Consider the following 25,130-nt stretch of genomic DNA (forward strand, 5'->3'; position numbering starts at 1 on the left):
CTGCGTGCCCGGATGGCCTGCGCGTCCGGGGGCCCGTCAGGGGGTGAGGTTCCTGCCTCCTCGGTGCCACGATTTGATTCCCACACCCCCGGTGCCACGACTCGAATCCTGCACCCCCCGGTGTCACGGTTGGGCTCCTGCCCCTCCGGTGCCGCGGTTCGCAGCGTCTTCGGCCCGTCGCTGTCAGCGGCGGGCCGTCACCGTTCCCTCCACGGCGAAGAGCTGCTCCTCCACGTGGTCCAGGGCGAGGCGCAGCGCGCCGGTGGCGACCGCCGCCTCCCCGAGGAGCGAGAGAGTGACCCGCGGTGGCCGCAGGCAGTAGCGGGCCAGTTCGTCCCGGAGGGGATCGAGAACACCGTCGAGACCGGCGGCCCACCCGCCGATCACCACGAGCTCCGGATCGAGCGCCAGGACCAGGGCCGCGACATCGTGCACCAGCCGCTGTATGAAACGCGCGACCGCGGCCTGCGCACCCGCGTCCCCGTCCTTGGCCTTGGCGAAGACGGCGGCGACGGCGTGCTCGTCCAAGGGGTCGAGAGGGGTGTCCGTCGTGGACAGCAGGTGTTCCGGTGTGACGTCACGGCCCAGCAGGTGCAGTGCGCCGATCTCGCCGGCCGCGCCGCCGAAGCCGCGGTGCAGCCGTCCGCCGATCAAGGAGCCCGCGCCCGGGCTCAGGCCCGCCAGGACGAAGACGATGTCGTCGGACTCGGTGGCCGCGCCCTTCCAGTGCTCGGCGACCGCGGCGGCGTTGGCGTCGTTCTCGACCAGGACGGGGCACTTGAACGAACGCCGCAGCCTCTCGCCGAGCGCGAGCCCGGTCCAGTCCGGCAGCGCCGTGCCCAGCCGCACGGTGCCGTCGGCCTCGACGATGCCCGGACTGCCCACCCCGACGGCCCGCAGACTGCTCCGCGCCACCCCCGTGCGCCTCAGCACATCAGCGATCACGGCCCTGACCTGATCGATCCTGCCGTCCGCGCCCAGACTCTCGGAGACATCGCGTGATCCGGCGCCGACGATACGGCCGTCCAGCCCGGAGAGCAGGGCGGAGACACGGTGCGAGCCGATCTCCACACCGAGCAGATATCCGGCCTCGGCGCGGAAGCGGAACCTTCTGGCCGGACGGCCCTGGCGTCTGGTCCCGCTCTCGTCAGGCGTGGCCTCCACCACGAGGCCCGCTCCGAAGAGACCTTCGACGACGCCTTCGACCGTGGGACGCGACAGCCCTGTGATGCGGGTGAGATCCGTGAGCGTGGGCGAATCCGCCCCTCGCAGCGCGTGCAGCACCACAGCGGAGTTGATCCTCCGCAGCAGGGACGGGTCCCCACCGGTCAGCCGGCCCACCGTGTGTCCTCCCAGGTCGAGCGCATGTCTGCCGGATCGTACTCGCTGACCCCGGCCACGGCGAGCAGCAGCCGGAGGGGGGCAACCGGAACCCCACGGCGACCGATGGGGAGCCCGGCACCAGGGCGGAGGCCGGGGGCGGGTTCCGGTGCCTCCTCGGGCCGGACGTGACCGGCGTCAGCGCGGAGCGACGAATCCGGACTCGTAGGCCGCGATCACCGCCTGTGTGCGGTCCCTGGCGCCCAACTTGGCGAGCACCGAGCTGACATGAGTCTTCACGGTCTCCACTCCGACGACGAGATCGGCAGCGATCTCCGCGTTGGAGAGGCCTCGTGCCATCAGCCGAAGCACCCCCGCCTCGCGGTCCGTGAGCGCTGCGCGGTCCATGGCGTCCCGTGCCTCGTTCGTGCCGTACTCCGCGGCGAGCTGTCGTACCGCGGCGGGGAAGAGCAGCGACTCGCCCTCCGCCACCAGCCGCACTGCGTGCACGATCTCTGCCGGCCGGGCACGCTTGAGCAGGAATCCGTCCGCCCCGGCCCGCAGCGCCTCGTACACGTACTCGTCGTTCTCGAACGTGGTCACCACGAGGATCTTCGGCGGATCCGCGACCGTACGCAGCACTACGCGCGTGGCCTCGATCCCGTCCATCAGCGGCATCCGCACATCCATGGCGACGACGTCCGGCCGCAGCTGACGCACCAGCGGGATCACCGCGGCACCGTCGGCCGCCTCACCCACCACCTCGATGTCCGGCTGAGCTTCCAGAACAGCGCGGAGCCCCGCGCGCACCAGGGGTTCGTCGTCGACCAGAAGTACGGTTACCGGCATCCGATCAGCGTATGCGGTCAAGCGGGAGACTCGCGTGCACCCTCCACTCGCCCTCGTGCGGGCCGGTTCTGGCCTTCCCGCCCAGAAGCGCGGCCCGCTCGCGTATGCCCCGCAGCCCGCTTCCGCCGCCGGGCCCCCGCGGCGACGCCGGGAGCGGGTTGGCCACCTCCAGCTCCAGCCGTTCCCCCGCCACCGCGATCCTCACCCGTACGGGAACGGAGCCGGCATGACGCAACACATTGGTGAGCGACTCCTGCAGGATCCGGTAGCCCTCGCGGGACACGGGACCGGGGACCAGATCCAGGGGGCCGGTCGTCTCCACGTCGATCTCCGCACCGGAACCGCGGGCGGATTCCAGCAGACGATCCGCTTCAGCCATGGTGGGACGTGCACTGAAGGGAAGGTCTGACTCCCGCAGCACCCGAAGGACACGTTCCAGATCGTCCAGCGCGTTGCGCCCGGTCTCCTCGATGGCGGCGAGCGCCCGCTCGGTGAAAGCGGGGCTGCCGGCCGTCCTGGCCGCGCCGGCCTGAACCACCGCGACCGTCAGCGCGTGCCCGATCGAGTCGTGCAGCTCGCGCGCGATCCGGTTGCGCTCCAGCAATTGTTCGGTGCGCTCCTCCAGGGCGGTCATCCGCTCGGTCGGTGATGGTCCCAGCAGGCCACGGGCGGCAGCGGTGGCCACCTCGCCGCACAGGACGACCAGCCCGAGGAGTATCAGGATCGGCAACGGGGCCAACAAGGCACACAGCCACCGCACTTCGAGGAACCCCGTCAGCCAGTCCATGCTCGGTCCCGCACCGACCGAGACGCTGACGAGATCGAAGGTCGTCGCCGACAGCCAGACGGTGGAGAAGCCGGCAGCAGCTGAGAGCAGCAGTCTGACCTCGAGCCAGGCGACGGTTCGCCATCGGTCGGCCCATGTGACCGCCGGCGCGGCTGCGATCGAGGCATCCGGACGGCCGCGCTCCCCAGGGGTGAGGAGAAGCTGAGCCTGCACGCCCTCGGCGAGGCGGATCGCGGGCAGCAGACCGATGGGCACGGCGAAGACGCAGGGCATCCACGGGGTGTCGATGGAGATGAACAGCCAGACGCTGACGGCTGCTGCCGGAATCAGCAGATGAAGCCAGCGGCTGTAGGTGACGGGAGTGGCCAGCGGTCCGAGAAGGTGGCGCATGTCGCCATCGTGTCAGCGCCCGACCCGGAGCGGCTCCCCCGAGCGAGGGAGACGGTCCACCCACACGGGGGAGGTCCATGCGGGGACTCGCAGGCCAGGCTTTCCACATGACCACCATCGACGTGCACGAACTCACGAAGGACTACGGCTCCACACGTGCCGTGGACCGGCTCACGTTCAGCGTGGGACCAGGTCGTGTGACGGGCTTTCTCGGTCCGAACGGCGCGGGAAAGTCCACCACCATGCGCCTCGTACTCGGCTTGGACCGTCCGACCGCCGGCACCGCCACCGTGGACGGGCGGCCGTACGCCGCGCTCCGGAATCCGCTGCGCAGGGTGGGCGTTCTGCTCGACGCCCAGGCGGCCCACGGCTCGCGCACTGCGCGCAACCACTTGCTCCTTCTCGCCACGAGCAACGGCATAGCCGGCAGCAGGGTCGAGAAGGTACTCGAGGAGACCGGTCTGACAGCGGTCGGCGAGCGCCGGATCAGGACCTTCTCGCTCGGCATGCGGCAACGGCTCGGTATCGCAGCGGCACTGCTCGGCGACCCGGACGTGGTGATGCTGGACGAACCGTCGAACGGGCTGGATCCGGAAGGCATCGTATGGATCCGTGAGCTGATGCGCGGCATGGCCCGCGAAGGGCGCACCGTTCTGGTCTCCAGCCACCTGATGAACGAGACCTCGTCCTTCGCCGACCACCTGATCGTCCTCGGCAGAGGCCGGCTTCTCGCGGACCTGTCCATGAGGGAGTTCATCGACTCCCGCAGCCGGCCCGGAGCCCGGTTCCGTACGACCGGTGAGGACCGCCTGCGCGACGCGCTGATCCGCAAGGGATACAGGCCCGTACGGGATGACGACGGGTGCTGGTCGGTCGACGGAGCCAGGGCCGAGGAGATCGGCGTGGTGGCCGCTGCGGAGGCTGTTCCTCTGATCGAACTCTCCGATGTGCAAAAGACCTTGGAGGAGGCATATCTCGACCTCACCTCATGCGAAGCCGAGTTCTCCGCCATGGCGTCCACCACCGTGCGACAGGAGGCCTGACCACCTTGACCATGTCGACCACTTCGGTACTGCGCTCGGAATGGATCAAGATCAGATCGGTGAGGTCCGTCGCGGGGTCGTTGATCGCGATCTTCGCCGCCACACTCGCCGTCACGGTGCTCGTGTTCGCCACCGTGGGGCAGGCGGAGGCCGACAGCCCCGGCGACGAGCCGCTCTTCTCCGCCTTCTACGCACTGAACTTCGGCCAGATCGCGGCGATCAGCTTCGGGGCCACGGCTCTGTCCTCGGAGTTCCTCAACGGAGCGCTGCGCATCTCGCTCTCGGCCGTCCCGCGACGAGGCCTTCTCTACGGTGCCAAGATGTCGGTCATCGGCGGACTCGCCCTCGCCGTGGGGCTGATCACCAGCCTCAGCACGTTTCTCGTCGGGCAGACCTTCATGGGTGAGCACGCCCTGGGTCTGGGAGACCCCGGTGCCGTACGTGCCACGGTCGGAGGCGGGGTCTATCTCATGCTGATGGCGCTGTTCGCCGCGGGGCTGACGGCGGTACTGCGCAGCGCCGTCGCCGTGCTCGCCGCACTGATTCCCTTCATCCTGATCGCCTCTTTCGTGCTCGGAACCGTCGCGTGGGACATAGCCCAGTACCTCCCCTCGGAGGCGGGGCAGTTGGTACTCCACCAGAATCCGGAGGGAGGACTCGGCCCCTGGTCGGGGCTCGCGGTGACCGCGGTATGGGCCGGAGCAGCTCTGTGTGCCGGCTGGTGGAGCATACGGACGAGGGACGCCTGATGCAGGGCAAGGCAGGAAGTCGATGGCCGGGAGCCGGTGGCCGGGGCCTGCCGACAGCCCGCCTCGACGCGCGGTTCGGTGCTCGGGGCGAGGCGGGCTGCTGCCGGCCCCGAGACCATGTGTCAGTGCGGGGCGCTTTACTGACGGTATGACCACCGCACATCACCTCCGCCTCATCGACGGGATGCGCACCAAGGACTTCCCCTCGGAGCGCGTCGTGTCGGGCTCGGGAATCAGCGGACCGGGCTATCACACGATGCTCCTCGGCGACGAGGACGATCATCTGGACGGGGACGCGGCAGACCGTCTCGAACTCCGGGCGCAGCGCGTGGCGGAACACGACGCCCTGCTCGCGCTCCTCACCTGGCACTGGGGCGAGCCGCAGATTTTTAGCCTGTGGAGCGCGCAGGAGCGGATGATGGCGGGGGAGGTGATAGCCGAACCCTGGGCTGATCCTGTCGCGAGCTGTGAGTACCTTCAGCTGTGGAGAGCGGACGACCGATGGATCGCCGTTGTTCTCCATCTGGAGGACGGCGGGCCTGGGTGCGAGTTGAGGGTCCTGGTCACGGTGGTCGACCCGCCCTGAGGACTCCATGGCGTCACACGTCCTGAGACCTACCGTCGTCTTGCTGCCTTGCTGCCTTGCTGCCTTGCTGTCGCGCTGTCGCGCTGTCGCGCTGTCGCGCTGTCGCGCTGTCGCGCTGTCGCGCCGGGTACCGTCGCCAGGCCGTGCCGCTGCACCGCCGCCGGGCCGCACCGCTGCACTGTTGTACCGCCGTGCCGCCGCACCGCCGTTCGGTGGACGATGCGTTCGACCCGGGCGCACCGCCAGGACCCGCGGCCCGGATCCGCCTCCCGGACTACTCGGAGTGGTCCTGGTGCACCGCCGCCAGGAGACGGGCGTATTCCTCGGCCATGGTGCGCACGGTCCAGTGGGCGTTCAGACCGCTGGGGTTGGGGAGGGCCCAGACACGGGCGCCGCCGATCGTCCGCTCCTGGGGTCCGATGCGGGCGGAGCGTTCGCCGAAGGCCGTGCGATAGGCGGTGACGCCGACGACCGCCAGCCACTGCGGGCCCAGCCTCTCCACCTTGGCCGACAGCACCCTTCCGCCCTCGCGGAATTCCTCCGTGCCCAGTTCGTCCGCCCGGGCCGTGGCTCTGGCGACCACATTGGTGATGCCCAGGCCGTACCCCGGCAGCAGACCCTGCTCCGAAGGTTTCAGCTGCCTGGGCGTGAAGCCCGAAAGATGCAGGACCGGCCAGAACCGATTCCCAGGATGGGCGAAGTGATGACCCGTGGCAGCCGTCATGATGCTTGGATTGATGCCGCAGAACAGCACACGCAGACCGCCCGCGACCACGTCGGGGACGGGGCGGTCGCGGGCGGCCCGGACTTCTTCGGGAGTCATCCGGCGGTGGATCCGGCGGTCAGAGGATCGATCCGGGGGCGTACGCGGCAGCCTCCGGGTGCTGCTTGGCGATCTCCTCGATCCGGGACACCAGAGCGGCGACCTGATCGCCTGCGGCTCCGGTGAACGAGAGCTTGTCAGCCATCAGGGCGTCGAGCTGATCGCGGTCCAGCGGGATCCGGTCGTCGGCTGCCAGCTTGTCCAGCAGCTCGTTCCGCTCCGCGCCCTGCTCCCGCATGGCGAGCGCCGAGGCGACCGCGTTCTCCTTGATGGCCTCGTGGGCGACCTCGCGGCCGACGCCTGCGCGCACCGCGGCCATCAGGACCTTGGTCGTGGCGAGGAAGGGAAGGTAGCGGTCCAGCTCACGCGCCACGACCGCGGGGAACGCACCGAACTCGTCCAGCACGGTGAGGAAGGTCTCGAGCAGGCCGTCGAAGGCGAAGAAGGCGTCCGGCAGTGCGACCCGGCGGACCACGGAGCAGGAGACGTCGCCCTCGTTCCACTGGTCACCCGACAGCTCACCCGTCATCGACGCGTAGCCGCGCAGGATGACCATCAGGCCGTTGACGCGCTCGCACGAGCGGGTGTTCATCTTGTGCGGCATCGCCGAGGAGCCGACCTGGCCCGGCTTGAAGCCCTCGGTCACCAGCTCGTGGCCCGCCATCAGCCGGACGGTCTTGGCGACCGACGAGGGCGCCGCCGCCAGCTGGACCAGCGCGGTCACCACGTCGTAGTCGAGGGAACGGGGGTAGACCTGTCCGACGGAGGTGAAAGCGTGCGCGAAGCCGAGGTGCCCGGCGATGCGCTGTTCCAGGTCGGCCAGCTTGCCCGCGTCGCCACCGAGCAGGTCCAGCATGTCCTGGGCCGTGCCGACGGGCCCCTTGATACCGCGCAGTGGGTAGCGCCCCAGCAGGTCCTCCAGCCGACCGTAGGCCACCAGGAGCTCGTCGGCGGCGGTGGCGAAGCGCTTGCCCAGCGTCGTCGCCTGCGCGGCGACGTTGTGGGAGCGGCCCGCGACGACCAGCTCGCCGTACTCCGCCGCGAGCTTGCCCAGCCGTGCCAGGACCGCCACCGTGCGGTCGCGCATCAGCTCGAGCGAGAGCCGGATCTGCAGCTGCTCGACGTTCTCTGTGAGGTCACGGGAGGTCATGCCCTTGTGGACCTGCTCATGGCCGGCGAGAGCGTTGAACTCCTCGATCCGGGCCTTCACGTCGTGCCGGGTGACCTTCTCGCGCTCGGCGATCGAGGTGAGGTCGACCTGGTCGATCACACGCTCGTAGTCGGCCACCGCCGCGTCGGGTACCTCGATCCCGAGGTCCTTCTGAGCGCGCAGCACCGCCAGCCACAGCTGACGTTCCAGCTTCACCTTCTGCTCGGGGGACCAGAGGACGGCCAGCTCCGTGGAGGCATAGCGGCCGGCCAGGACATTGGGGATGCGAGGCTTCGCAGACACAGCAGTCACGTGTCCGGATTCTACTGGCGGTTTCTGCAGGTCCGCGCCGCGGGCCGGTATGTGGATTCCTACGAGCCCGCGCCCGCCCGGCAGCTACCGCTTCACGCCCACGAAGCCCCACTGGTCGACCGGTGCACCGGTCGCGGCCTCCTCAGGGCGCCACAGGCTGATCGACCCGAACCCGGGCTCCACGAGATCGAGCCCGTCCGCGAAGGAACGCACGATCTCCCGGGGGCGCGAGATGTACGGCATGGCGCCGCCGTCGGCGTACTCGTCGGACGCCGCCTTGGTCTCGTCCGTCTCGATGGTGTCGCACAGCATCAGGTAACTGCCCCCGGGCACCGCGTCGAGATAGGTGCGCAGCAGCGAGGCCGCCTGGGCCGAGTCGGCGACGTGCCCGAGGGTGGAGAGCAGCATCAGTGCGACGGGGCGCTGAAGGTCGAGTGTGCGGGCAGCCTCGCGAAGTACTGCTCCGGCATCCCGCAGGTCGCCGTGCACATAGGCGGTGGCGCCCTCGGGGGTGCTGGTGAGCAGGGCCCGGGCGTGAGCCAGCACGATCGGGTCGTGGTCCACATACACGACACGGGCATCGGGGGCCAGGGCCTGTGCGATCTCGTGGGTCGCGTCGGCGGTCGGCAGGCCCGTCCCGAGGTCGAGGAACTGCCGGATCCCCGCTTCCCGGGTCAGGTGGCGCACGGCCCTGGCCTGGAAGCGGCGGGAAGCGCGGGCTATGTCGATGATCTGCGGGTAGAGCTCCGCCATCGTCGCGCCCAGCCGGCGGTCGACCTCGTAGTTGTCCCTGCCGCCCAGCCAGTAGTTCCAGACGCGTGCCGAGTGCGGGGTGCTCCTGTCTATCCGGCCCGCCCGGACCTGCGGTTCGTCTCTCATGCGCCGTCCTCGTCCGGTGCCCAGGACCTCCCTGCGCGGTGAGCACTCATGGTGACCCGCCCGGCACACGCGTAACAGCCGTGCGTGCGCCAATCCGGGGGAGCGTCTCCGAGGTCCTGGCGTGAGGTCAGCCGTCCAGTCGGCGCCAGCCCGCGACCGGCCCGGGGGAGGAAACGTCCTCTGGAGTGATCCAGAACGCCTTCCCCAGACCCGCGTCGAACTGCGCGCCCGCCCGCCCGTCACCGGACGAGCGCCCGGTCAGGCGCCGCCCGATCCAGGGGAACAGATGCTGACGGGCGAACCGTACATCGTCGATCCGCCGCTGTGCCCATCGCGCGGGCGCGGACGCCGCCAGCGGGGTCTGCCAGTCGCTCTCCGCGGGAAGGCCGAGCGTCTGCCAGACCGCCTCCGCGACCCGGCGGTGCCCCTCGGCCGTCAGATGCAGCCGGTCCACGTCCCACATCCGTGGATCGCCCAGCGACGGCGCGCTGTACAGATCGGTCACCAGGGCGCCATGGCGCTCGGCCAGGTCGTCGACGAGCGAGAACAGCTCCTCCATGCGTGGCCGGAAGCGTTCCATCACCGGGCCGTTCCGGCCGGGGCTGCGCATCAGTACCAGCGTCTTGCAGGACGGTGCGAGACGCTCCACCGCCTCTTCGAGCCGGCCGCGGACCATGCCCATGTCGCACTTCGGCCGCAGCGTGTCGTTGAGCCCGCCCACGAGCGTGATCACGTCCGGCTGCAGCGCCGCTGCGACGGCTACCTGCTCGTCCACGATCTGGCTGATGAGCTTGCCCCGCACCGCGAGGTTGGCGTACCGGAAGTCGGGCGTACGAGCCGCGAGACGGCCGGCGAGGACGTCGGCCCAGCCGCGGTAGGAACCGTCGGGCAGCAGATCGGACATGCCCTCGGTGAACGAGTCGCCGACCGCGACAAAACTGGTGTAGGAGGCATTCAATTCCATGGCGTTGCCGATCGTACCGCGACGGCGGCCGGCCGTCGGGTCCTGCCGGAAGGGCGGCGGCCGCGAGGGCGGGAAGAGGCGGAGCCCCGGAGCAAGCGGCCGGGGGAGCGGTGGCCGCGGAGAGATGCGGGCCCGAGCGCGCAGGAGGGGCGTGGCCACGGCCGCACCCCTCCTGTCGTCACCCGGCGAGGGCATCAGCGGGCCTGGGGCCTGCCCACCAGCTCACGCAGGACGTCCTCCATCGTGATCATGCCGGCCAGTCGGCCGTCCTCGTCGAGCACGGCCGCCAGATGCGTACGGCTCCGCCTCAGGGCGGTGAGTACATCGTCGAGCGGGGTCGCCGCCCGCACCCTCGCGATGGGGCGGAGTGCCGTCACCGGGAAGGGAACGTCGCGAGGCGCGGCGTCCAGAGCGTCCTTCACATGGAGGTATCCGATGATGCGCTGCTCGCTGTCCATCACCGGAAAACGCGAGAAGCCGGACTCGTGCGAGAGCCGCTCCAGCTCCTCCGGGGTCGTCCCGACCCTGGTGTACAGCACCCGGTCGACCGGGAGGAGTACGTCCTGGACCGGGCGGCGGCCCAGTTCCAACGCGTGGCGCAGACGTTCCGCAGAACGGTCGTCGACGAGCCCGGAGTCCTCGGCGTCCTTGACGAGACGTGCCAGTTCGTCGTCGGAGAAGGTCGCCGAGACCTCGTCCTTCGTCTCCACCCGGAGCAGCTTGAGCAGCGTGTTCGCGAAGGCGTTGATCGCGAAGATCACCGGCTTCAGCGCCCGGGCGAGGGCCACCAGGGGAGGCCCGAGCAGCAGCGCGGTGCGAGCGGGCTCGGCCAGCGCGATGTTCTTCGGCACCATCTCGCCGAGCAGCATGTGCAGATACGTCGCGACGGTCAGGGCGATGACGAACGAGATCGGGTGCACCAGTCCGTGCGGCACTCCCACCGCGTCGAAGACGGGCTCCAGCAGATGGGCGATCGCGGGCTCGGCGACGATGCCCAGCACCAGGGTGCAGAGCGTGATGCCCAGCTGCGCCGCCGCGAGAAGGGCCGACACGTGTTCGAGTCCCCAGATGACGCTGCGTGCGCGCCGGTTCCCCGCCTCGGCCTCCGGCTCGATCTGGCTGCGGCGTACGGAGATCAGAGCGAACTCCGCCCCGACGAAGAAGGCGTTGACGACCAGGGTCAGCAAGCCGATGAAGAGCTGTACGGCGGTCATCGTTCGTCCTCCGCCGGCTCGTCGGTGCCGGGCAGCGGCGCGTGCAGCAGGGCACGTGCGGCGCGATGCCCGGAGGCGTCCACCACGTCGATCCGCCAGCCCGTGAGCTCGACGGCGTCGCCGACCACCGGAATGCGTCCGACCTCCGTGGCGATCAGCCCGGCCAGCGTCTCGTACGGTCCGTCCGGCACCCGCAGACCGATGGTGCGGAGCTGGTCCGTGCGGGCCGCTCCGTCGGCGGACCACAGGGTGCGTCCGTCCGCGTCCTCACCCGCGGCCGCCAGGTCGGGGGTCTCGTGCGGGTCGTGCTCGTCCCGCACCTCGCCGACGACTTCCTCCACGATGTCCTCCAGCGTCACGACTCCTGCCGTCCCGCCGTACTCGTCGATGACGACGGCCATGGCCAGCTTCCCGGAGAGTCGGTCCAGCAGGCGGTCCACGGTGAGCGTCTCCGGTACGAGCAGCGGTTCGCGCAGCATGTCCGACACCCGCTTGCGAGGGCGCTGGTCCGCGGGAATGGCCAGCACGTCCTTGATGTGCGCCACACCCACGACCGTGTCCAGGCTGCCCCGGTAGACGGGAAACCGGGAGAGGCCCGTGGCCCGGGTGGCGTTCGCGACGTCCTCGGCGGTCGCCTGGACCTCGAGGGCGGTGACCTGGACGCGCGGCGTCATCACGTTCTCCGCGGTCAGCTCCGACAGGTTGAGGGTGCGTACGAAGAGCTCGGCGGTGTCCGCCTCCAGCGCGCCCTCCTTGGCCGAGTGGCGCGCCAGGGCCACCAGCTCCTGCGGACTGCGCGCCGACGCCAGCTCCTCGGCCGGTTCGAGGCCGAAGCGCCGCACGATCCGGTTGGCGGTGTTGTTGAGATGGCTGATGAAGGGCCTGAAGACGGCGGTGAACGCCCGCTGGGGTGCGGCGACCGCCCTGGCGACGGCCAGAGGGGACGAGATCGCCCAGTTCTTCGGGACGAGCTCGCCGACCACCATCAGGACGACGGTGGACAGCGCCGTGCCGATGACGAGCGCCAGCGAGGAGGACACGCCGGGCGACAGTCCGGTCGCTTCCACGGGCCCCCGGATCAGCTTGGAGATGGACGGCTCGGAGAGCATGCCGACGACCAGGTTGGTGACGGTGATGCCGAGCTGGGCGCCGGAGAGCTGGTAGGTGAGGCTGCGTACGGCCTTGAGGGCTCCCGCCGCACCGCGGTCCCCTCGCTCGACGGACCGTTCGAGCTCGCCGCGCTCCACGGTGGTGAGGGAGAACTCGGCCGCCACGAACACGCCGCAGAGGAGGGAGAGCAGGATCGCCACGAGGAGCAGGAGCACTTCGGTCATCGGTTCACCTCCGTCCCATGATCGGGCAGGGGCGGAAGGATCGCGCGACGTCGGTGGTATCGACTACTGGGGGGCTCGCCCATGGGCGGACGCTCACACCTTTCGAAAAGATTCGGACAGTCGGGACCCATAGTAAAGGATCGGCAAAATGTCATGGTCGGTGACGGGTGTGCGGCCGGCCGCAACGGTCCGGGCGGCCGCACGGCGGTGATCAGAGGGACTTGACCCAGCGCCGCCAGTGGTCCTCGCGATGGTAGCCACCTGCACCCCATGTGTGATGTGCCCGCGTGTTGGACTCCAGCACCATCGCGTCGACCCGTCGCCCGCCGAGGGCCGCGAAGCGTCGCTCCGCGGCGTCCATCAGTGCGGTGGCGATGCCCTGCCTGCGGCAGTCGGGGTGGACGGCGAGGCGGTACGCGGAGCATCGCCATCCGTCGAAGCCGGCTATGACGGTGCCGGTGATCCGGCCGTCGCGTTCCGCCACGAGCAGTGCTTCCGGGTCCCGTGAGATCAGCCGGGCGACGCCGTCGTGGTCGTCGGTGATGCTGGTGCCCTTCGCCGCCTCGCGCCAGAACCGCAGTACGGCATCGGTGTCCGCGAGGGTGGCGTGGCGGATGTCGAGATCAGTCATGGGGTGAGCCAACCAGAGAGCTCCCGGGGGAGGGGCGGTATTTCCGCCGCGGCGCCGGCGCTGTCCGTGTGTCCCGCATGTCCGGGCCTACACCCCCCCCGCGGGAACGCCGTCCCGCTCCTCTTGCGGGTGCTAGCGCTCACGCGCTAGCGTGATGGCGTGCCCAAGACTCAGCTGAACGTTCGAGTGGACGAGGCCACCGCCGAGGCGGCGCGCCAGCGCGCCCTGCAGCGGGGGATGAGTGTGAACCGCTACATAGAGGAACTCGTCAAACAGGATGCGGGCGAGGTGGGACACACCTTCGTCGAGGCAGCGGCCGACTTCATGAAGCAGTACGAGTCGGTGTTCGCCGAGGAGTTCGGCACGGAGCGCAAAGGCACCCGTTGAACCTGCAGATCGACCTTTCCTGGCTGCTCATGGTCGCCGAGCACAAGACGCCCGGTGATCCTCAGGTCGTCGACTGGGGTGCGCTCGTCGCCGCTGTCAGCCGGCACGAGGCGGAGATCTTCGGCAGCCCCGTCTACAGCGACCCGCACTCCCGCGCGGCCGCCATGCTCCAACTGCTCCTGCACGTCCCGGCGCTCGAACACTCCAACGCGATGTTCGCTTCCGCCGTCGCCTACGGCTACCTCGTCGCCTCGGGGCTGAAGGTCATCACCTCGCCGGAGCAGGTGCGTGACCTAGCCCGGCTGGTGAAGGAGGGCAAGGCCGACGTCAGGTCCATCGCCGACGAGTTGCGCCGCTGGAGCATCTGACCCGGGCCGGCAGGGAATCCGGACCGGGACCCGGCGAGGGCCGCAGCTCCTCGGCTCCTCAGCCCCTGTCCACCGAGCCGTCCACCGCGGCGGACCGGCGGGCCACGCCGATCACACACGGGGAGCTGGGCAGCTGCATCCCCTTTTCAGGAATGCGGAACCTGCGGTACACGCCCAGCTCGAAGCCCGCCCTCTCGATCGCCGTCACGGTGTCCCGTGCCGTGTGACAGCCTCCGAAGAGCGTCGGCCAGAAGGTGCGGTCCACCGCACGCTGCGCCGACGCCAGAGCCCCGCCGTGGGCCAGGGTGTGTTCGAAGAAGCGCAGTTCACCGCCGGGTCTCAGCACCCGCTTGATCTCCGCCAGGGCTCGTGGCAGGTCCCGCACGGTGCAGAGCACGAGCGAGGCCACTGCCGCGTCGAACGCCTCGCTCTTCACGGGCAGTGCCTCGGCCGTCCCCGGGACCACGTCGACCGGTACCTCCGCGCGCAGTGCGGCACCGGCCGCGAGCTGCCGCAGGTTTCGCTCGGGCTCGATCGCGACCACTTCGGACACGGCGCCCGGGTAGTGCGCGAAGTTGAGGCCGTTGCCCGCCCCGATCTCGATGACACGTCCCGAGAGACCTGCGAGAAGCTCCTCGCGATGCGCCGCCACACCGCCTCTGAGGTCGGCCGTCACGCTCAGACGGGCGTAGAAGCGGGCGAATACCGGGTGGTGCACCGCGTCACGGGGGAGAGGTGCGCTGCGTCGTCGCATGATCGGCCTCCTCGGAGGGCACGTGGATACGGCTCCACCTCGATTCTCCCCCGTTTGCGCCGGCTCAGCCGCTCATCCGGGGTGCCGGTTCCCGCCGAGTTCCGGAAGGAGCCAACTCGCCGCCCGGGCCTGGAAGTCAGCAGGGGGCAAGGCCCCCGCCCCGTCCGGCACCGCGCCGAGCAGGGGGGCTCCCGCCGCGACCGGGAGATCGTCGACGTTGCACCGTGAGGCAAGGTCCGGCTCGGCGGGCATGCTTCCGATCACCACTCCGGGGCAGGTGAGCCCGCGCGTCCTCAGCGCCTCCGTCGTCAGTGCGGTGGCGTTCAGGGTCCCCAGACCCGCGGGGGCCACCACCAGGACGGGCGCCGCCATCAGCCGCGCGGCGTCCGCGAGCGTGGCCCCCTCCTCGTCGTAGCGCACGAGCAGGCCGCCCGCCCCCTCCACCAGCACGAGGTCGTGCTCCGTCGCCAGCTTCTGAGCGGCATCGGCGATCTCGAACGGGCGCACGGGAGCCAAGCCTGCTCTGCGGGCCGCCGTCGCGGGAGCCAACGGTTCCGGGAACCGGGCCAGTTCGACCGCCGTCACATGAGAGCCCGCCAGCCGGGCCACCTCCGCGGCGTCCCCCGGTTCTCCCGGGGCGAGGCCGGTCTGTGCCGGTTTGAGAACCGCGACACGGAGATCCCGGGCGGCGGCCGCCACCGCCGCGGTCACGATCGTCTTGCCGATCTCGGTGCCCGTACCGGTCACCACCAGGATCGTCATCTCATCCCTCCTTCGCCGCCGCGCACACGGCGCGGCAGATCCGTGCCACATCGTCGTCACCGGTCACATAGGGCGGCATCGTGTACACGAGGTCGCGGAACGGACGCAGCCACACGCCCTCGCGGACCGCGGCCCGCGTCGCTGCCGCCATGTCCACCTCGTGGTCGAGCTGCACGACCCCGATCGCGCCCAGCACCCGGACGTCCTGGACGCCGGGCAGGCCGGCCGCCTCGGCGAGACCGGACCGCAGCCCCGTGCCGATCCGCTTCACCTCCAGCTCCCAGTCCTGGCCCAGCAGCAGGTCGACGGAGGCGCACGCCACGGCGGAGGCGAGCGGATTGCCCATGAACGTCGGCCCGTGCGCCAGCACCGGCACGTCCCCGCTGGAGATGCCCTCGGCCACCCGCGTGGTGCACAGGGTCGCCGCCAGCGTCAGATAGCCACCGGTCAGCGCCTTGCCGACACACATGACATCCGGCGACACCCCGGCATGCCCGGCCGCGAACAACTGTCCGGTCCGTCCGAAACCCGTGGCGATCTCGTCGAACACCAGCAGCACGTCGTTCGCATCGCAGGCCTCGCGGAGCACCCGCAGATAGGCGGGGGAGTGGAAGCGCATCCCTCCCGCGCCCTGGACCACGGGTTCCACGATCACCGCCGCCAGTTCGTCGGCACGGGCGGCGATCAGCTCGCGCAGGTGCTCCGCGTACGCCTCGTCCGGCTCCGCGTCGAAGCCGTCCGGCGGCGCTTCGGCGAAGATCTGCCGGGGGAGGGACCCCGACCACAGCTCGTGCATGCCGCCCTCGGGGTCGCACACCGACATCGGCTGCCAGGTGTCCCCGTGATAGCCACCGCGCCAGGTGAGCAGCCGGTGCTTCGCGGGCCGCCCCACCGAGCGCCAGTACTGCAGGCACATCTTCACCGCGACCTCGACGGAGACCGAGCCCGAATCCGCGAGGAAGACGTGCTGCAGCGGGTCCGGAGTGATCTCCACCAGGCGGGTGGCCAGCCGGACGGCCGGCTCGTGCGTGAGTCCGCCGAACATCACATGGCTCATCCGGTCCAGCTGGCCGCGGGCGGCCTCGTTGAGCACCGGATGGTTGTAACCGTGGACCGCAGACCACCAGGACGACATGCCGTCCACCAACTCGTGCTGCCCGTGGGCGGGTTCCGCGAGCCGGAGACGCACCCCGGACGCGGACTCCACGACCAGGGGTTCCTGCCGGCCGGGCATGGGGCCGTAGGGGTGCCAGACGTGAGCCCGGTCCAGGGCGCGGAGTTCCGCGGGGCGGAGCGCATCAGGCATTGGGTGCGAGGTCCGTCCCGGCGCCGCGGCGGCGGACCGCCACCAGATCCGTACGCGCCGCCGACGCCCCGGACGGCTCCGGCACGGTCTCGGCGGTGTCGCCGCACGGTGCGCAGCCGCCCTCGTGCGACCCGCAGCCCCCGGCCGCCGGTGCACGGTGCTCGGGGAGCGTCGTGGTGTCCGCTCCCTCCACCTCGAAACCGGCGTCCGCGATCATGTCGAGGTCGGTCTGCCCGGACTGGCCCTCGCTGGTCAGGTAGTCGCCCAGGAAGATGGAGTTGACCAGGTTCAGGGCCAGTGGCTGCATCGAACGCAGATGGACCTCCCGGCCGCCCGCGAGACGTACCTCGACGTCCGGGCACACGAACCTGACCATCGCGAGGATGCGCAGGCAGCGCTGCGGCGTGAGGTGCCAGTCCTTCGCCAGCGGGGTCCCTTCCATGGGGATCAGGAAGTTGACCGGGACGGAGTCGGGATCCAGATCCCGCAGCGAGAAGACGACGTCGACGAGGTCCTCGTCGGTCTCGCCCATGCCCGCGATCAGACCGGAGCACGCCGAGAGGCCGGCGGCCTGCGCCTGCTGCACGGTGTCCACCCGGTCGGCGTACGTGTGCGTGGTCGTGATGTCCCCGTACGTCCCCTCGGACGTGTTGAGGTTGTGGTTGTACGCGTCGGCGCCGGCGGACCTCAGACGGTCGGCCTGGCCCTCCGACAGCAGGCCGAGGCAGGCGCACACCTCGACGCCCTCGTGCTGCTCCTTGATGGCCTCGATCGTCTGCGACACCCGGTCGACGTCCCGGTCGGTCGGGCCGCGGCCGCTGGCCACCAGGCACACCCGCTTCGCTCCGCCCGCCACCCCCGCGGCGGCGGCCTTCTTCGCCTCGTCCGGCTTGAGCCAGGTGTACTTGAGGATCTCGGCCTTGGAACCGAGGCGCTGCGAGCAGTACGAGCAGTCCTCGGGACACAGTCCGGACTTCAGGTTCACCAGATAGTTGAGCTTGACGCGCCGGCCGAACCACTGGCGGCGCACCTTTCCGGCCGCGGCCACCACGTCGAGCAGTTCGTCGTCGGAGGTCGCCAGTACGGCGAGCGCTTCGTCACGGGTCGGCAGTTCGCGCCGCAGCCCCTTTTCCACCAGCGTGTTCAGCAGGTCCATGGCGTTGATCCTGACGTACGGCACCGTCATCGGCCAAGGAGGAACCGGACAGGAGAGCCGGTCGATGCTGTGTGTATTGCCACACCCTGGCCTGTTGCGCACCCGGTTAGGGTCTGTGAGCTGCCTACAAAGAGGGACCCGCCCATGTCCTACGCCCCGTTCGACTGGATCGACGACGAGGCCCGGCGCCGCGCCGAGGCCGGACTCGTCCGGACGCTGCGCCCCCGGCCCGCCGAGTCCGAGCTGCTGGACCTCGCGAGCAACGACTACCTGGGGCTCAGCCGGAACCCCGAGGTCGCGGCTGCGGCGGCCGATGCGGCACGGACATGGGGCGCGGGCGCCACCGGATCGCGGCTGGTCACGGGCTCCACCGCGCTGCACGCCGAACTCGAATGCGAACTCGCCGGATTCTGCGGATTCGAAGCGGCCCTGGTCTTCTCCTCCGGCTACGCGGCCAACCTCGCGGCGCTCACGGCACTCACCGGCGGTGACTCGCTGATCGTCTCCGACGCCGGCAACCACGCCTCGATCGTCGACGGCTGCCGGCTCTCCAGGGCCGCCACCGCCGTCGTGCCGCACGCGGATCCCGAGGCCGTACGCACCGCACTCCGCGCGCACGGCGGACGGGCGCTGGCCGTGACCGACTCGGTCTTCTCGGTGGACGGCGACGCCGCCCCGCTGGCCGGACTCGCCGAGGTCTGCCGTGGCGCGGGCGCCGCCCTCCTCGTGGACGACGCGCACGGGCTGGGCGTCCTGGGCGAGGGCGGGCGAGGCGCGCTCGCGGGCGCCGGACTCGCGGGCGAGGAGGGGATCGTGGCCACGCTCACCCTCTCCAAGTCGCTCGGGAGCCAGGGCGGAGCGGTGCTCGGCCCGGCCCGGGTCATCCGGCACCTGGTCAACACGGCGCGCACGTTCATCTTCGACACCGGCCTCGCGCCGGCCGCGGCCGGCGCGGCGCTGGGCGCTCTGCGCCTGCTGCGCCGCGAGCCGGAACGCGCGGCCAGGGCGGGGGCGGTCGCCGTCGAACTGCACGGCCGGCTGACCGCAGCAGGTCTGACCGCGGTACGCCCCGACGCCGCCGTCGTGTCGGTGCGCGCGCCCTCGGCGGAGTCCGCGGTGCGCTGGGCGGCGGACTGCCGGACGGCCGGTCTCGCGGTGGGGTGCTTCCGCCCGCCATCGGTGCCGGACGGGATCTCCAGGCTGAGGCTGACGGCCCGGGCAGACCTGACACAGGATCAGATCGAATCCGCCGTGGGCACGCTCGTGGCGACGGCCCCCCTCCCGGTCAGCTGACCGGGAGGCCGTGCAGCCCCGTGAGGAAGGACGTCCAGGCGGCCGCCGAGAAACGCAGCGGCGGCAGGCCCGTGTCCTTCGAGTCCCGTACGGCGAGCTGATCACCGCCGAGCTCTGCGGCTTCCACGCAGTTGTTCATGCCGGTGCTGCGGCTGCTTCGCCGCCACCTGGGTGGGTGCGGGGCGTGCTGTGCGGGACGGTCGGACATCGTGCCCCCCTCGGGCAGTCTGAAGGTTCCGCCCCACCGCCGCGTCCTACTGCGGCGATGAGGTCCAGCGAACGCTCCGGCGACAGCGCGTGTGCCTGCATCGTGCGGAAGGCCGAGCTGTACGCCTCGAGGTCTTCTCTCCGCTCCAGATAGAGGCTACTCGTCAAGTGGTCAAGAACGACCACATCCAGATCAGAAGTGCTCAAAAAAGAGAGGATTACAAAAGGTCCGGTGAGGCCGATATAGCTCCCTGCCTCGAACGGAAGCAACTGCAGCGTCACGTGCGGAAGTTGAGCGACCTCCGTCAGATGGCGCAATTGCTGCTCCATGACCCGGGGGCCGCCGACCTCACGCCGCAGTACGGCCTCGTCGAGCACGACGCTCAGACGCAGCGGACGGGATGACCGGAGCACGCTCTGCCGGGCGAGTCTGACCTCCACCAGGGAATCGAGCTGAGCGGACGGCAGCCCGCCCAGCGACGACCGGGTCACGGCCCGCGCGTAGTCGGCCGTCTGCAGCAGCCCCGGCACCACCGACGTCTCGAGCGTCCTGGCGGCCTCCGCCTGTGACTCCAGGCTGATGAAGTCGCGGTACTGCGGAGGGATGAGCCCGCGGTAGGCGTGCCACCAGCCGCTTCCCCCGCCGCCCACCGAGCCGGCGAGCGCAGTGAGCAGGGACCGCAGCTGTGCGTCGTCCACGCCGTAGACCTCCAGGAGCCGCGTCACGTCACCGGGCGACACCCCGCTCACCCCCGTCTCGATCCGGCTCACCTTGGACTGGTGCCAGCCCAGCACGGCGGCGGCGTCCCGGCTCGTGAGTCCCGACGTGTGGCGCAGACAGCGCAGCTCCTCACCGAGCTTGCGACGGCGTACCGCGGGGCCGTTCCGCATCGCGGCCTCCTCCCGTTGTGCGGTGAGCCGTGCCGGCGGGGCCGACTCGGAAAGGGGCCAGTGTCGCGCCCGTACACGGATCAGGGGGCCGAGTTCACCGTAATGAGCGATAGATATATGCATATCTTGGTGGATCGCCGTCATGGAGGACCGTATCGGTGGCAGTCTGGCGCGAAGCACCATCCAGGCCGGCCGTGGGCCGGTCAGGGCGTGAAAGGGACGGCGTCGCCATGGCAGACCATCAGGAAGCAACCGTCACTCTGCCGAGCGATCCGGCCTCGGTCTCCGCGGCCCGCAGACATGTGGCGCGCGTACTCACCGAATGGGGCCTGGCCGAGGACAGCGACACGGCCGAGACCATCCGGCTGATCGTCTCGGAGCTCGCCACCAACGCCGTCCAGCACACCTTCGGCCAGTCGCCCACCTTCACCGTGGACCTCCGGCTCGACCGGGACGTGGAGTTCTTCCTCGGGGTGACGGACAGCCATCCGCGCTGGCCCCAGCGGCTTCCCGCCGCCGTACGCCAGGACAACGGCCGGGGCATGGTCATCATCCGGGCCCTGGCGAAGGAGTACGGCGGTCGGCTCGGCGTCAGCCCCACCGCGGACGGGGGCAAGACCGTGTCGATCGTGCTTCCCTGGCCGGTCCCGGCGCAGGCCTGAAGAATGCGGGGGCGAGCCGCCCTTCGGGAGTGACGGGCCGGGCGGCCGTCTCACGGGGCGGAGGCCCGTCCGAAGCCGCTCCGCAGCAGTGCCATCAGCGTCCCCGCCGCGGGGGTGTTCCCGTTCCCCCGGTGCACCACGGAGATCGTCCGCCGGAAGGCGGCCGGTTCCAGGCGCCGCACCGCGAGCGGCGCCGGTGACATCGCGGCCACCATCTCCGGCACCACCGCCACGCCCAGGCCCGCGCTGACCAGAGCGCAGACCAGGGCATAGCCGGGAGACTCGCACACCACGGCAGGGGTGGCCCCCGCCTCGGCCAGCGCACGCTCCACCCCGCGCCGCGGTGGGTGCTCCGGCGCACTGCTGATCAAAGGGCGGCCCGCCAGTCCCGCGACGGGCAGCGGTCCGCTGCCCTCGGACAGCATCTGCCCGGGCGCGGTGACCAGCACCAGTTCCTCGACGAGCAGCGGCTCGACGGACACCCCCGCCGGCATCGGCCCGGCCGCCGCGGGCTCGTACGCATGGGTGAGGGCCAGATCCACGTCGCCCGCCGCCACCGCGGCCACACCGGCGGGCGGCTCGTAGTCCGTGACGCTCAGCTCCACGTCGGGGTGGGCGCGGCGGAACGCGGTGAGCACCGGGGGCAGCAGATGGATCCCGGCCGTCACGAAGGTGCCGACCCGCAGCCGGCCGCCGGACAGCCCAGCGAGCCGGGCCAGTTCGTGCCGCGCCTGGTCCATCTCGTCCAGCACACGCCTGGCCCGCCCCGCCAGCAGCTCACCGGCAGCCGTCAGCCGCGCCCCCCGGTGGTGCCGGACGAGGAGGGCGGCCCCCGCTTCCCGTTCGAGCTTGGCCAGCTGCTGGGAGAGCGCGGGTGCGGTGTAGCCGAGCCGCGCGGCGGCCCGTGTGATCGAGCCTGCCTCGGCCACCGCCACCAGCGCGGCCAGCCGTGTCGGGTCGTACATGAAGCATTCCTTTTGGCAGACCATGAAGATTGCAAGTACACGCTAAAGGGCTCAAGCCGTCAGGGTGTCCCCATGGACGCACAACTGCTCGCCTTCTTGGCCGTGGCCGCAGGAATGGTGGCGCTGCCCGGCGCCGACTTCACGGTGGTCGTACGCAACGCGCTCGCATCCCGGCGGTCCGGGCTGGCCACCGCGGTGGGAGTCGCCGGAGGGCTCGTGGTGCACACGGCCCTGGCCGTCGCCGGACTCGCCGCCGTGCTCGTGACGATGCCGGTCCTCTTCCGCACCGTCCAGCTGCTCGGCGGCGCGTACGTGCTCTACCTCGGTCTCAGCGGCCTGTACGCGCTCCGGCGGTCCGCCGGCGGAGCGGACAGGGGTGCGGAGACGGGCGGCCGGGCGCCCTCGGGGCTCCGGCGTTCGCTGCGCCAGGGCTTCCTGACCAACGCCCTGAACCCGAAGGCACCCGTGCTCTTCCTGAGCCTGCTGCCCCAGTTCGTCCCCGACGGACAGCCGCCCCTGCCGAGGACCCTGCTGCTCGCCTCGGTCGTCGTCCTGCTCGCGCTCGTCTGGTTCCCGGCCGTGGCGCTCCTGGTGGACCGCCTGGGCCGGTGGCTGCGCCGGCCGCGTACCGCCCGCGCGATCGAGGGCGGCAGTGGCACGGCGCTCACCGCGCTGGGGCTCGTGCTGGTGACCGGGCCCCTGCTGCGCTGAACCAGAGATGAGGGAGGGTCAGCGGACCCTCCCGTACCAGACGTTGCCGGACCAGATCTTCTCCAGCCGGACCACCGCCCCGGTCTTCGGCGAATGCCAGATCTTCCCGCTGCCGGCGTAGATGCCGACGTGGTACACACTGCGCCCCGCATGGAAAAAGACCAGGTCGCCGCGTTTCCGCTGCGACCTGGAGATATGGCGGGTCTTGTTGTACTGCTGCTGAGCCGTGCGGGGTAGTTTCTTCCCCGCCTTCTTGAACGAGTAGAGCGTGAGCCCGGAGCAGTCGAACCGGTGAGGGCCTGTGGCGCCCCATCTGTAGGGCGCCCCCTTCTTCGACGCGGCGATCCTGAGTGCCGTCGCCGAGTGGGCGGCGGCCTCGGCGTCGTTCACGAAGCCGGGGGCCAGCATGGTGGTCCCTACGGCGAATGTCAGAGCCGAGGCCGTACCGACCCGGGCGAACAGAGACGGGACATGAACCTGCGCAGTCATGCGCAACCCTTCGTCAGCCGCCTGTGAAGGATGACCTGTCGGGTTCGGGCTGGCGAAGTTGCCCGGCCGCGCGAAGCGGCTTCACCCCGAGGACCGTCCGGAACTCCGGCCGGCCCGTTGTGCTCGGGTCCTCCACTCCTGCCGATCCACTTCTGTCGACCAGGCATCCGGACAGCGGCAGGACTCGGCGTCCGCCCGGACCGCCCCGCCGCGGTGGCGGGGGCTTGTCGTCCCAGGGATCTTTACGCACGCCCTGCCGGATTTCCTGGCTGAAGTGTCGATATGTGAGAGTCGTCACGACTGATCCGATCGGGTGGACGCGACGGCCGGCTGGCCCCGGCGGCCGGGGCCGACCAGCCGTGTACCAGCAGCGGAACGTTGCATTCCGTTCAGCGTCCGCATGCGGTGCGCAAGTCGGGCTGTCCCCCGGGCGGGGGAGCTCCTACGCCGAACGAGCGAGGAAAACTCATCGGCTCGTCGGGCGTGTCGAAAAGCGGCGCCACCGGGGGCGATCCGTCGCCGTACCGGACGGCCGTGCCGTCCTGCTCGCGGACACCCCTGCCGCCCCGTCCGCGGACGCCCCTGCCGCCCTGTCCGTCGGGCGTGCCGACCGCCCCGTCCGCAGGGCGGCCGGACCGCTCAGCCCGTAGGGGCGGGAGGCACGGCGACCCGCCCCGCGCGTCGTTCGCCGTCCAGCAGTCGCAGCACCCTGGCCAGGGTGTCCGCGTGGATCTGCGACTCACCCCGGTCGTGCATCAGCGCGAGGGCGTCGCGGAGGGCGGTCGCCCTGGACGCGAGAGCCTGGGCAGCCCGGAGCGCTCCGTATGTGTCGCTGCCCCGGGCGGGATTGATGCGGCCGAGCTGGTCGAGCACTTCCAGATAGCAGTCGACGAACTCGGCCTCCGCGCGGGTCAGTGCGGGGAGCGGTGGGAACTGGGGTGGGAGCATCGGCTGTTCACCTCGCGGGGCGCGGCGGCTGGGACGGCGTGCGGTTCTCCACGACGTGGTCCACCAGCCCGAACGCCAGGGCGGCAGGGGCGTCGAGGATGGTGTCCCGTTCGATGTCGTCGCTGATCTCCCGCGTGGAACGCCCCGTGTGACGGGCCAGCATGGCCGTGAGCAGCTCGCGTTCGCGCAGCAGCTCGCGGGCCTGGATGTCGAGATCGGAGGGCTGGCCCTGCACCGGCTCGTCCAGAGCGGGTTGCTGGATGACTACCCGCGCACCCGGCAGGGCATGTCGGTGTCCGGGCGCGCCGGCTGCGAGCAGGACCGCCGCGCCGGCGCCCGCCTGGCCGAGGCAGAACGTCTCCACCTCGCAGGCGAGGAAGCGCATGGTGTCGTAGATCGCCGTCATGGCGTTGAAGGAACCCCCGGGCGAGTTGATGTAGAGGGAGAGGGGCCGGTCCGGGTCCGCGTGCTCCAGGTACATGAACTGCGCGATCAGGTCGGTCGCCGCCGTGTCGTCGACGGGCGTGCCGAGGAAGACGATCCGTTCGGACAACAGCTTCGAGTACGGGTCCATGCTCCGGGAGCCGTAGGCGGTGCGCTCGGTGAACTCGGGCAGGACGTGGCGGGCGGCGGGTCGGAACATGACGATGCCTTTCCTCGGATTCCCAACAGGCACAACCGTGCGCGAGCCGTACGTAAAAAATGTACAGGACGTACAGAAGGTTATGATGGGGACTATGGCCTACGAGATTCCGGTGACGCAAGCCCGTGCAGAGCTCGCCGAGCTCATCAACCGCGTTGTCTACGGCGGCGAGAGAGTGGTGGTGACCCGCCACGGGAAGCCGCTCGTGGCGCTGGTCTCAGCCGCTGACCTGCAGCGACTCGAGAGCGAGGAGTCGGCGGAGGAGGAGCAGGTGATTCGTTCGGTGTCCTCGATCCACTCGGCGCCGTCCGCTGCGGGCGAACGGAGCCGCTTCGGCATCGCCGCGGAGCACCGCGGTCACGACCGGGGGGAGTGAGAACGTCCCCCGGGTGGCGGCAGGATGACCGGGCCGGGCGGCCGCCGGGGGAGGTGGGCCGGGTGGGGCCCCGTGGAGGCCGTGCCGGCCGGTCGCGGGTGCGACGTCCGGAGGCCGACCCCCCCCGTCACCGCGTCGTACGCGAGAGGGCCGTGTCACCCGCCACTGTGGCGGGTGACAC

Annotated in this window: 29 protein-coding genes and 1 riboswitch; of the genes, 9 read left to right on the forward strand and 20 right to left on the reverse strand. The window is 70.7% G+C overall.

The features are described from left to right. Positions 1 to 183: 183 nt before the first annotated feature. The 3 genes from ACFC51_RS33945 to ACFC51_RS33955 form a co-directional block, all read right to left on the reverse strand. Positions 184 to 1,341 carry an ROK family protein gene (locus ACFC51_RS33945; RefSeq protein ID WP_376375447.1) on the reverse strand — a complete coding sequence of 386 codons (1,158 nt, stop codon included), beginning with the start codon at positions 1,339 to 1,341 and terminating at the stop codon, positions 184 to 186. Positions 1,342 to 1,518: 177 nt separating this feature from the next. Continuing rightward, entirely contained in the window at positions 1,519 to 2,169 is a 651-nt protein-coding gene (locus tag ACFC51_RS33950) for a response regulator (protein ID WP_376375449.1), read from the reverse strand. 4 nt (positions 2,170 to 2,173) lie between these two features. Further along, complete coding sequence (locus tag ACFC51_RS33955) at positions 2,174 to 3,346, reverse strand: sensor histidine kinase (protein WP_376375451.1); 1,173 nt, start codon at positions 3,344 to 3,346, stop codon at positions 2,174 to 2,176. A 107-nt stretch (positions 3,347 to 3,453) separates the two neighbouring features. Between ACFC51_RS33955 and ACFC51_RS33960 the strand changes: the two genes are divergently transcribed. The 3 genes from ACFC51_RS33960 to ACFC51_RS33970 all read left to right on the forward strand — a co-directional run bounded on the left by ACFC51_RS33960 (position 3,454) and on the right by ACFC51_RS33970 (position 5,724). Beyond that, a complete protein-coding gene (locus ACFC51_RS33960) occupies positions 3,454 to 4,389 on the forward strand; it encodes an ABC transporter ATP-binding protein (protein WP_376532593.1) in 936 nt (311 codons plus the stop codon). A 5-nt stretch (positions 4,390 to 4,394) separates the two neighbouring features. Further along, positions 4,395 to 5,138 (forward strand): ABC transporter permease, encoded by a 744-nt coding sequence (locus tag ACFC51_RS33965; protein ID WP_376532595.1) that lies wholly within the window; start codon positions 4,395 to 4,397, stop codon positions 5,136 to 5,138. 148 nt (positions 5,139 to 5,286) lie between these two features. Beyond that, the gene (locus ACFC51_RS33970; RefSeq protein ID WP_376532597.1) at positions 5,287 to 5,724 is read left to right on the forward strand and encodes a hypothetical protein; all 438 of its coding nucleotides are present in this window, start codon (positions 5,287 to 5,289) and stop codon (positions 5,722 to 5,724) included. A 274-nt stretch (positions 5,725 to 5,998) separates the two neighbouring features. Here ACFC51_RS33970 and mug read toward each other — a convergent pair whose 3' ends face one another. From mug to ACFC51_RS34005, 7 genes are all read right to left on the reverse strand, one after another. Beyond that, positions 5,999 to 6,547, reverse strand: coding sequence for a G/U mismatch-specific DNA glycosylase (mug, locus tag ACFC51_RS33975; protein WP_376532599.1), 549 nt, complete (start codon positions 6,545 to 6,547; stop codon positions 5,999 to 6,001). A gap of 19 nt (positions 6,548 to 6,566) precedes the next feature. Further along, on the reverse strand, positions 6,567 to 8,009 hold the full coding sequence (gene purB / locus ACFC51_RS33980) for an adenylosuccinate lyase (RefSeq protein ID WP_376532601.1): 1,443 nt from the start codon (positions 8,007 to 8,009) through the stop codon (positions 6,567 to 6,569). A gap of 84 nt (positions 8,010 to 8,093) precedes the next feature. Beyond that, complete coding sequence (locus tag ACFC51_RS33985) at positions 8,094 to 8,888, reverse strand: SAM-dependent methyltransferase (protein ID WP_376532603.1); 795 nt, start codon at positions 8,886 to 8,888, stop codon at positions 8,094 to 8,096. A gap of 127 nt (positions 8,889 to 9,015) precedes the next feature. After that, positions 9,016 to 9,852 (reverse strand): SGNH/GDSL hydrolase family protein, encoded by an 837-nt coding sequence (locus ACFC51_RS33990; RefSeq protein WP_376375469.1) that lies wholly within the window; start codon positions 9,850 to 9,852, stop codon positions 9,016 to 9,018. 194 nt (positions 9,853 to 10,046) lie between these two features. Continuing rightward, positions 10,047 to 11,066, reverse strand: a complete 1,020-nt coding sequence (locus tag ACFC51_RS33995) for a hemolysin family protein (RefSeq protein ID WP_376532605.1) — start codon at positions 11,064 to 11,066, stop codon at positions 10,047 to 10,049. After that, positions 11,063 to 12,400: a hemolysin family protein gene (locus ACFC51_RS34000; protein ID WP_376532607.1), complete on the reverse strand. Its 1,338-nt coding sequence runs from the start codon at positions 12,398 to 12,400 to the stop codon at positions 11,063 to 11,065. Before ACFC51_RS34000 ends, ACFC51_RS33995 begins: the two co-directional genes overlap by 4 nt. A gap of 211 nt (positions 12,401 to 12,611) precedes the next feature. After that, positions 12,612 to 13,031 (reverse strand): GNAT family N-acetyltransferase, encoded by a 420-nt coding sequence (locus ACFC51_RS34005; protein WP_376375476.1) that lies wholly within the window; start codon positions 13,029 to 13,031, stop codon positions 12,612 to 12,614. 159 nt (positions 13,032 to 13,190) lie between these two features. On the opposite strand from ACFC51_RS34005, the gene ACFC51_RS34010 reads away from it, so the two are divergent. Together ACFC51_RS34010 and ACFC51_RS34015 are read left to right on the forward strand one after the other, a co-directional pair. Then, positions 13,191 to 13,418 carry an antitoxin gene (locus ACFC51_RS34010; RefSeq protein ID WP_073750044.1) on the forward strand — a complete coding sequence of 76 codons (228 nt, stop codon included), beginning with the start codon at positions 13,191 to 13,193 and terminating at the stop codon, positions 13,416 to 13,418. After that, on the forward strand, positions 13,415 to 13,786 hold the full coding sequence (locus ACFC51_RS34015) for a fic family toxin-antitoxin system, toxin component (RefSeq protein ID WP_103759995.1): 372 nt from the start codon (positions 13,415 to 13,417) through the stop codon (positions 13,784 to 13,786). Before ACFC51_RS34010 ends, ACFC51_RS34015 begins: the two co-directional genes overlap by 4 nt. A 58-nt stretch (positions 13,787 to 13,844) precedes the next feature. On the opposite strand, the gene ACFC51_RS34020 is transcribed toward ACFC51_RS34015, so the two are convergent. The 4 genes from ACFC51_RS34020 to bioB form a co-directional block, all read right to left on the reverse strand. Further along, positions 13,845 to 14,540, reverse strand: a complete 696-nt coding sequence (locus tag ACFC51_RS34020; protein ID WP_376375479.1) for a class I SAM-dependent methyltransferase — start codon at positions 14,538 to 14,540, stop codon at positions 13,845 to 13,847. A 72-nt stretch (positions 14,541 to 14,612) separates the two neighbouring features. After that, positions 14,613 to 15,302, reverse strand: a complete 690-nt coding sequence (gene bioD / locus ACFC51_RS34025) for a dethiobiotin synthase (RefSeq protein WP_376532609.1) — start codon at positions 15,300 to 15,302, stop codon at positions 14,613 to 14,615. Position 15,303: 1 nt separating this feature from the next. Further along, positions 15,304 to 16,608, reverse strand: a complete 1,305-nt coding sequence (locus ACFC51_RS34030) for an adenosylmethionine--8-amino-7-oxononanoate transaminase (RefSeq protein ID WP_376532611.1) — start codon at positions 16,606 to 16,608, stop codon at positions 15,304 to 15,306. Continuing rightward, on the reverse strand, positions 16,601 to 17,764 hold the full coding sequence (gene bioB / locus ACFC51_RS34035; protein WP_376375518.1) for a biotin synthase BioB: 1,164 nt from the start codon (positions 17,762 to 17,764) through the stop codon (positions 16,601 to 16,603). Before bioB ends, ACFC51_RS34030 begins: the two co-directional genes overlap by 8 nt. Before the next feature lie 144 nt (positions 17,765 to 17,908). Here bioB and ACFC51_RS34040 point away from each other — a divergent pair, with 144 nt between their 5' ends. Next, positions 17,909 to 19,057 carry an 8-amino-7-oxononanoate synthase gene (locus tag ACFC51_RS34040; protein ID WP_376375488.1) on the forward strand — a complete coding sequence of 383 codons (1,149 nt, stop codon included), beginning with the start codon at positions 17,909 to 17,911 and terminating at the stop codon, positions 19,055 to 19,057. Here the strand turns inward: ACFC51_RS34040 and ACFC51_RS34045 are convergent. Both ACFC51_RS34045 and ACFC51_RS34050 read right to left on the reverse strand, forming a co-directional pair. After that, positions 19,050 to 19,265: a DUF397 domain-containing protein gene (locus tag ACFC51_RS34045; protein ID WP_376375491.1), complete on the reverse strand. Its 216-nt coding sequence runs from the start codon at positions 19,263 to 19,265 to the stop codon at positions 19,050 to 19,052. The genes ACFC51_RS34040 and ACFC51_RS34045 overlap by 8 nt on opposite strands. Further along, on the reverse strand, positions 19,193 to 20,155 hold the full coding sequence (locus tag ACFC51_RS34050) for a helix-turn-helix domain-containing protein (RefSeq protein WP_376375494.1): 963 nt from the start codon (positions 20,153 to 20,155) through the stop codon (positions 19,193 to 19,195). The genes ACFC51_RS34045 and ACFC51_RS34050 overlap by 73 nt, the downstream gene beginning before the upstream one ends. Positions 20,156 to 20,385: 230 nt before the next feature. On the opposite strand from ACFC51_RS34050, the gene ACFC51_RS34055 reads away from it, so the two are divergent. Beyond that, on the forward strand, positions 20,386 to 20,817 hold the full coding sequence (locus ACFC51_RS34055) for an ATP-binding protein (protein WP_376375496.1): 432 nt from the start codon (positions 20,386 to 20,388) through the stop codon (positions 20,815 to 20,817). A gap of 50 nt (positions 20,818 to 20,867) precedes the next feature. Here ACFC51_RS34055 and ACFC51_RS34060 read toward each other — a convergent pair whose 3' ends face one another. Then, positions 20,868 to 21,782 carry a LysR family transcriptional regulator gene (locus ACFC51_RS34060; protein WP_376532613.1) on the reverse strand — a complete coding sequence of 305 codons (915 nt, stop codon included), beginning with the start codon at positions 21,780 to 21,782 and terminating at the stop codon, positions 20,868 to 20,870. 72 nt (positions 21,783 to 21,854) lie between these two features. Between ACFC51_RS34060 and ACFC51_RS34065 the strand changes: the two genes are divergently transcribed. Then, on the forward strand, positions 21,855 to 22,493 hold the full coding sequence (locus tag ACFC51_RS34065) for a LysE family translocator (protein ID WP_376375502.1): 639 nt from the start codon (positions 21,855 to 21,857) through the stop codon (positions 22,491 to 22,493). Positions 22,494 to 22,511: 18 nt separating this feature from the next. On the opposite strand, the gene ACFC51_RS34070 is transcribed toward ACFC51_RS34065, so the two are convergent. From ACFC51_RS34070 to ACFC51_RS34080, 3 genes are all read right to left on the reverse strand, one after another. Further along, positions 22,512 to 22,982: a C40 family peptidase gene (locus ACFC51_RS34070; RefSeq protein ID WP_376375505.1), complete on the reverse strand. Its 471-nt coding sequence runs from the start codon at positions 22,980 to 22,982 to the stop codon at positions 22,512 to 22,514. A gap of 3 nt (positions 22,983 to 22,985) precedes the next feature. Then, positions 22,986 to 23,158, reverse strand: a riboswitch (cyclic di-AMP (ydaO/yuaA leader). A gap of 463 nt (positions 23,159 to 23,621) precedes the next feature. Then, a complete protein-coding gene (locus ACFC51_RS34075) occupies positions 23,622 to 23,930 on the reverse strand; it encodes a hypothetical protein (protein ID WP_376532615.1) in 309 nt (102 codons plus the stop codon). Between the two features lie 7 nt (positions 23,931 to 23,937). Then, positions 23,938 to 24,573: an ATP-dependent Clp protease proteolytic subunit gene (locus ACFC51_RS34080; RefSeq protein WP_376375510.1), complete on the reverse strand. Its 636-nt coding sequence runs from the start codon at positions 24,571 to 24,573 to the stop codon at positions 23,938 to 23,940. A 94-nt stretch (positions 24,574 to 24,667) separates the two neighbouring features. On the opposite strand from ACFC51_RS34080, the gene ACFC51_RS34085 reads away from it, so the two are divergent. After that, the gene (locus ACFC51_RS34085) at positions 24,668 to 24,949 is read left to right on the forward strand and encodes a type II toxin-antitoxin system Phd/YefM family antitoxin (protein ID WP_376375513.1); all 282 of its coding nucleotides are present in this window, start codon (positions 24,668 to 24,670) and stop codon (positions 24,947 to 24,949) included. Positions 24,950 to 25,130: the final 181 nt, after the last annotated feature.

The organism is Streptomyces sp. NPDC055962 (genome assembly GCF_042270185.1).
Classification (GTDB): Bacteria; Actinomycetota; Actinomycetes; order Streptomycetales; family Streptomycetaceae; genus Streptomyces.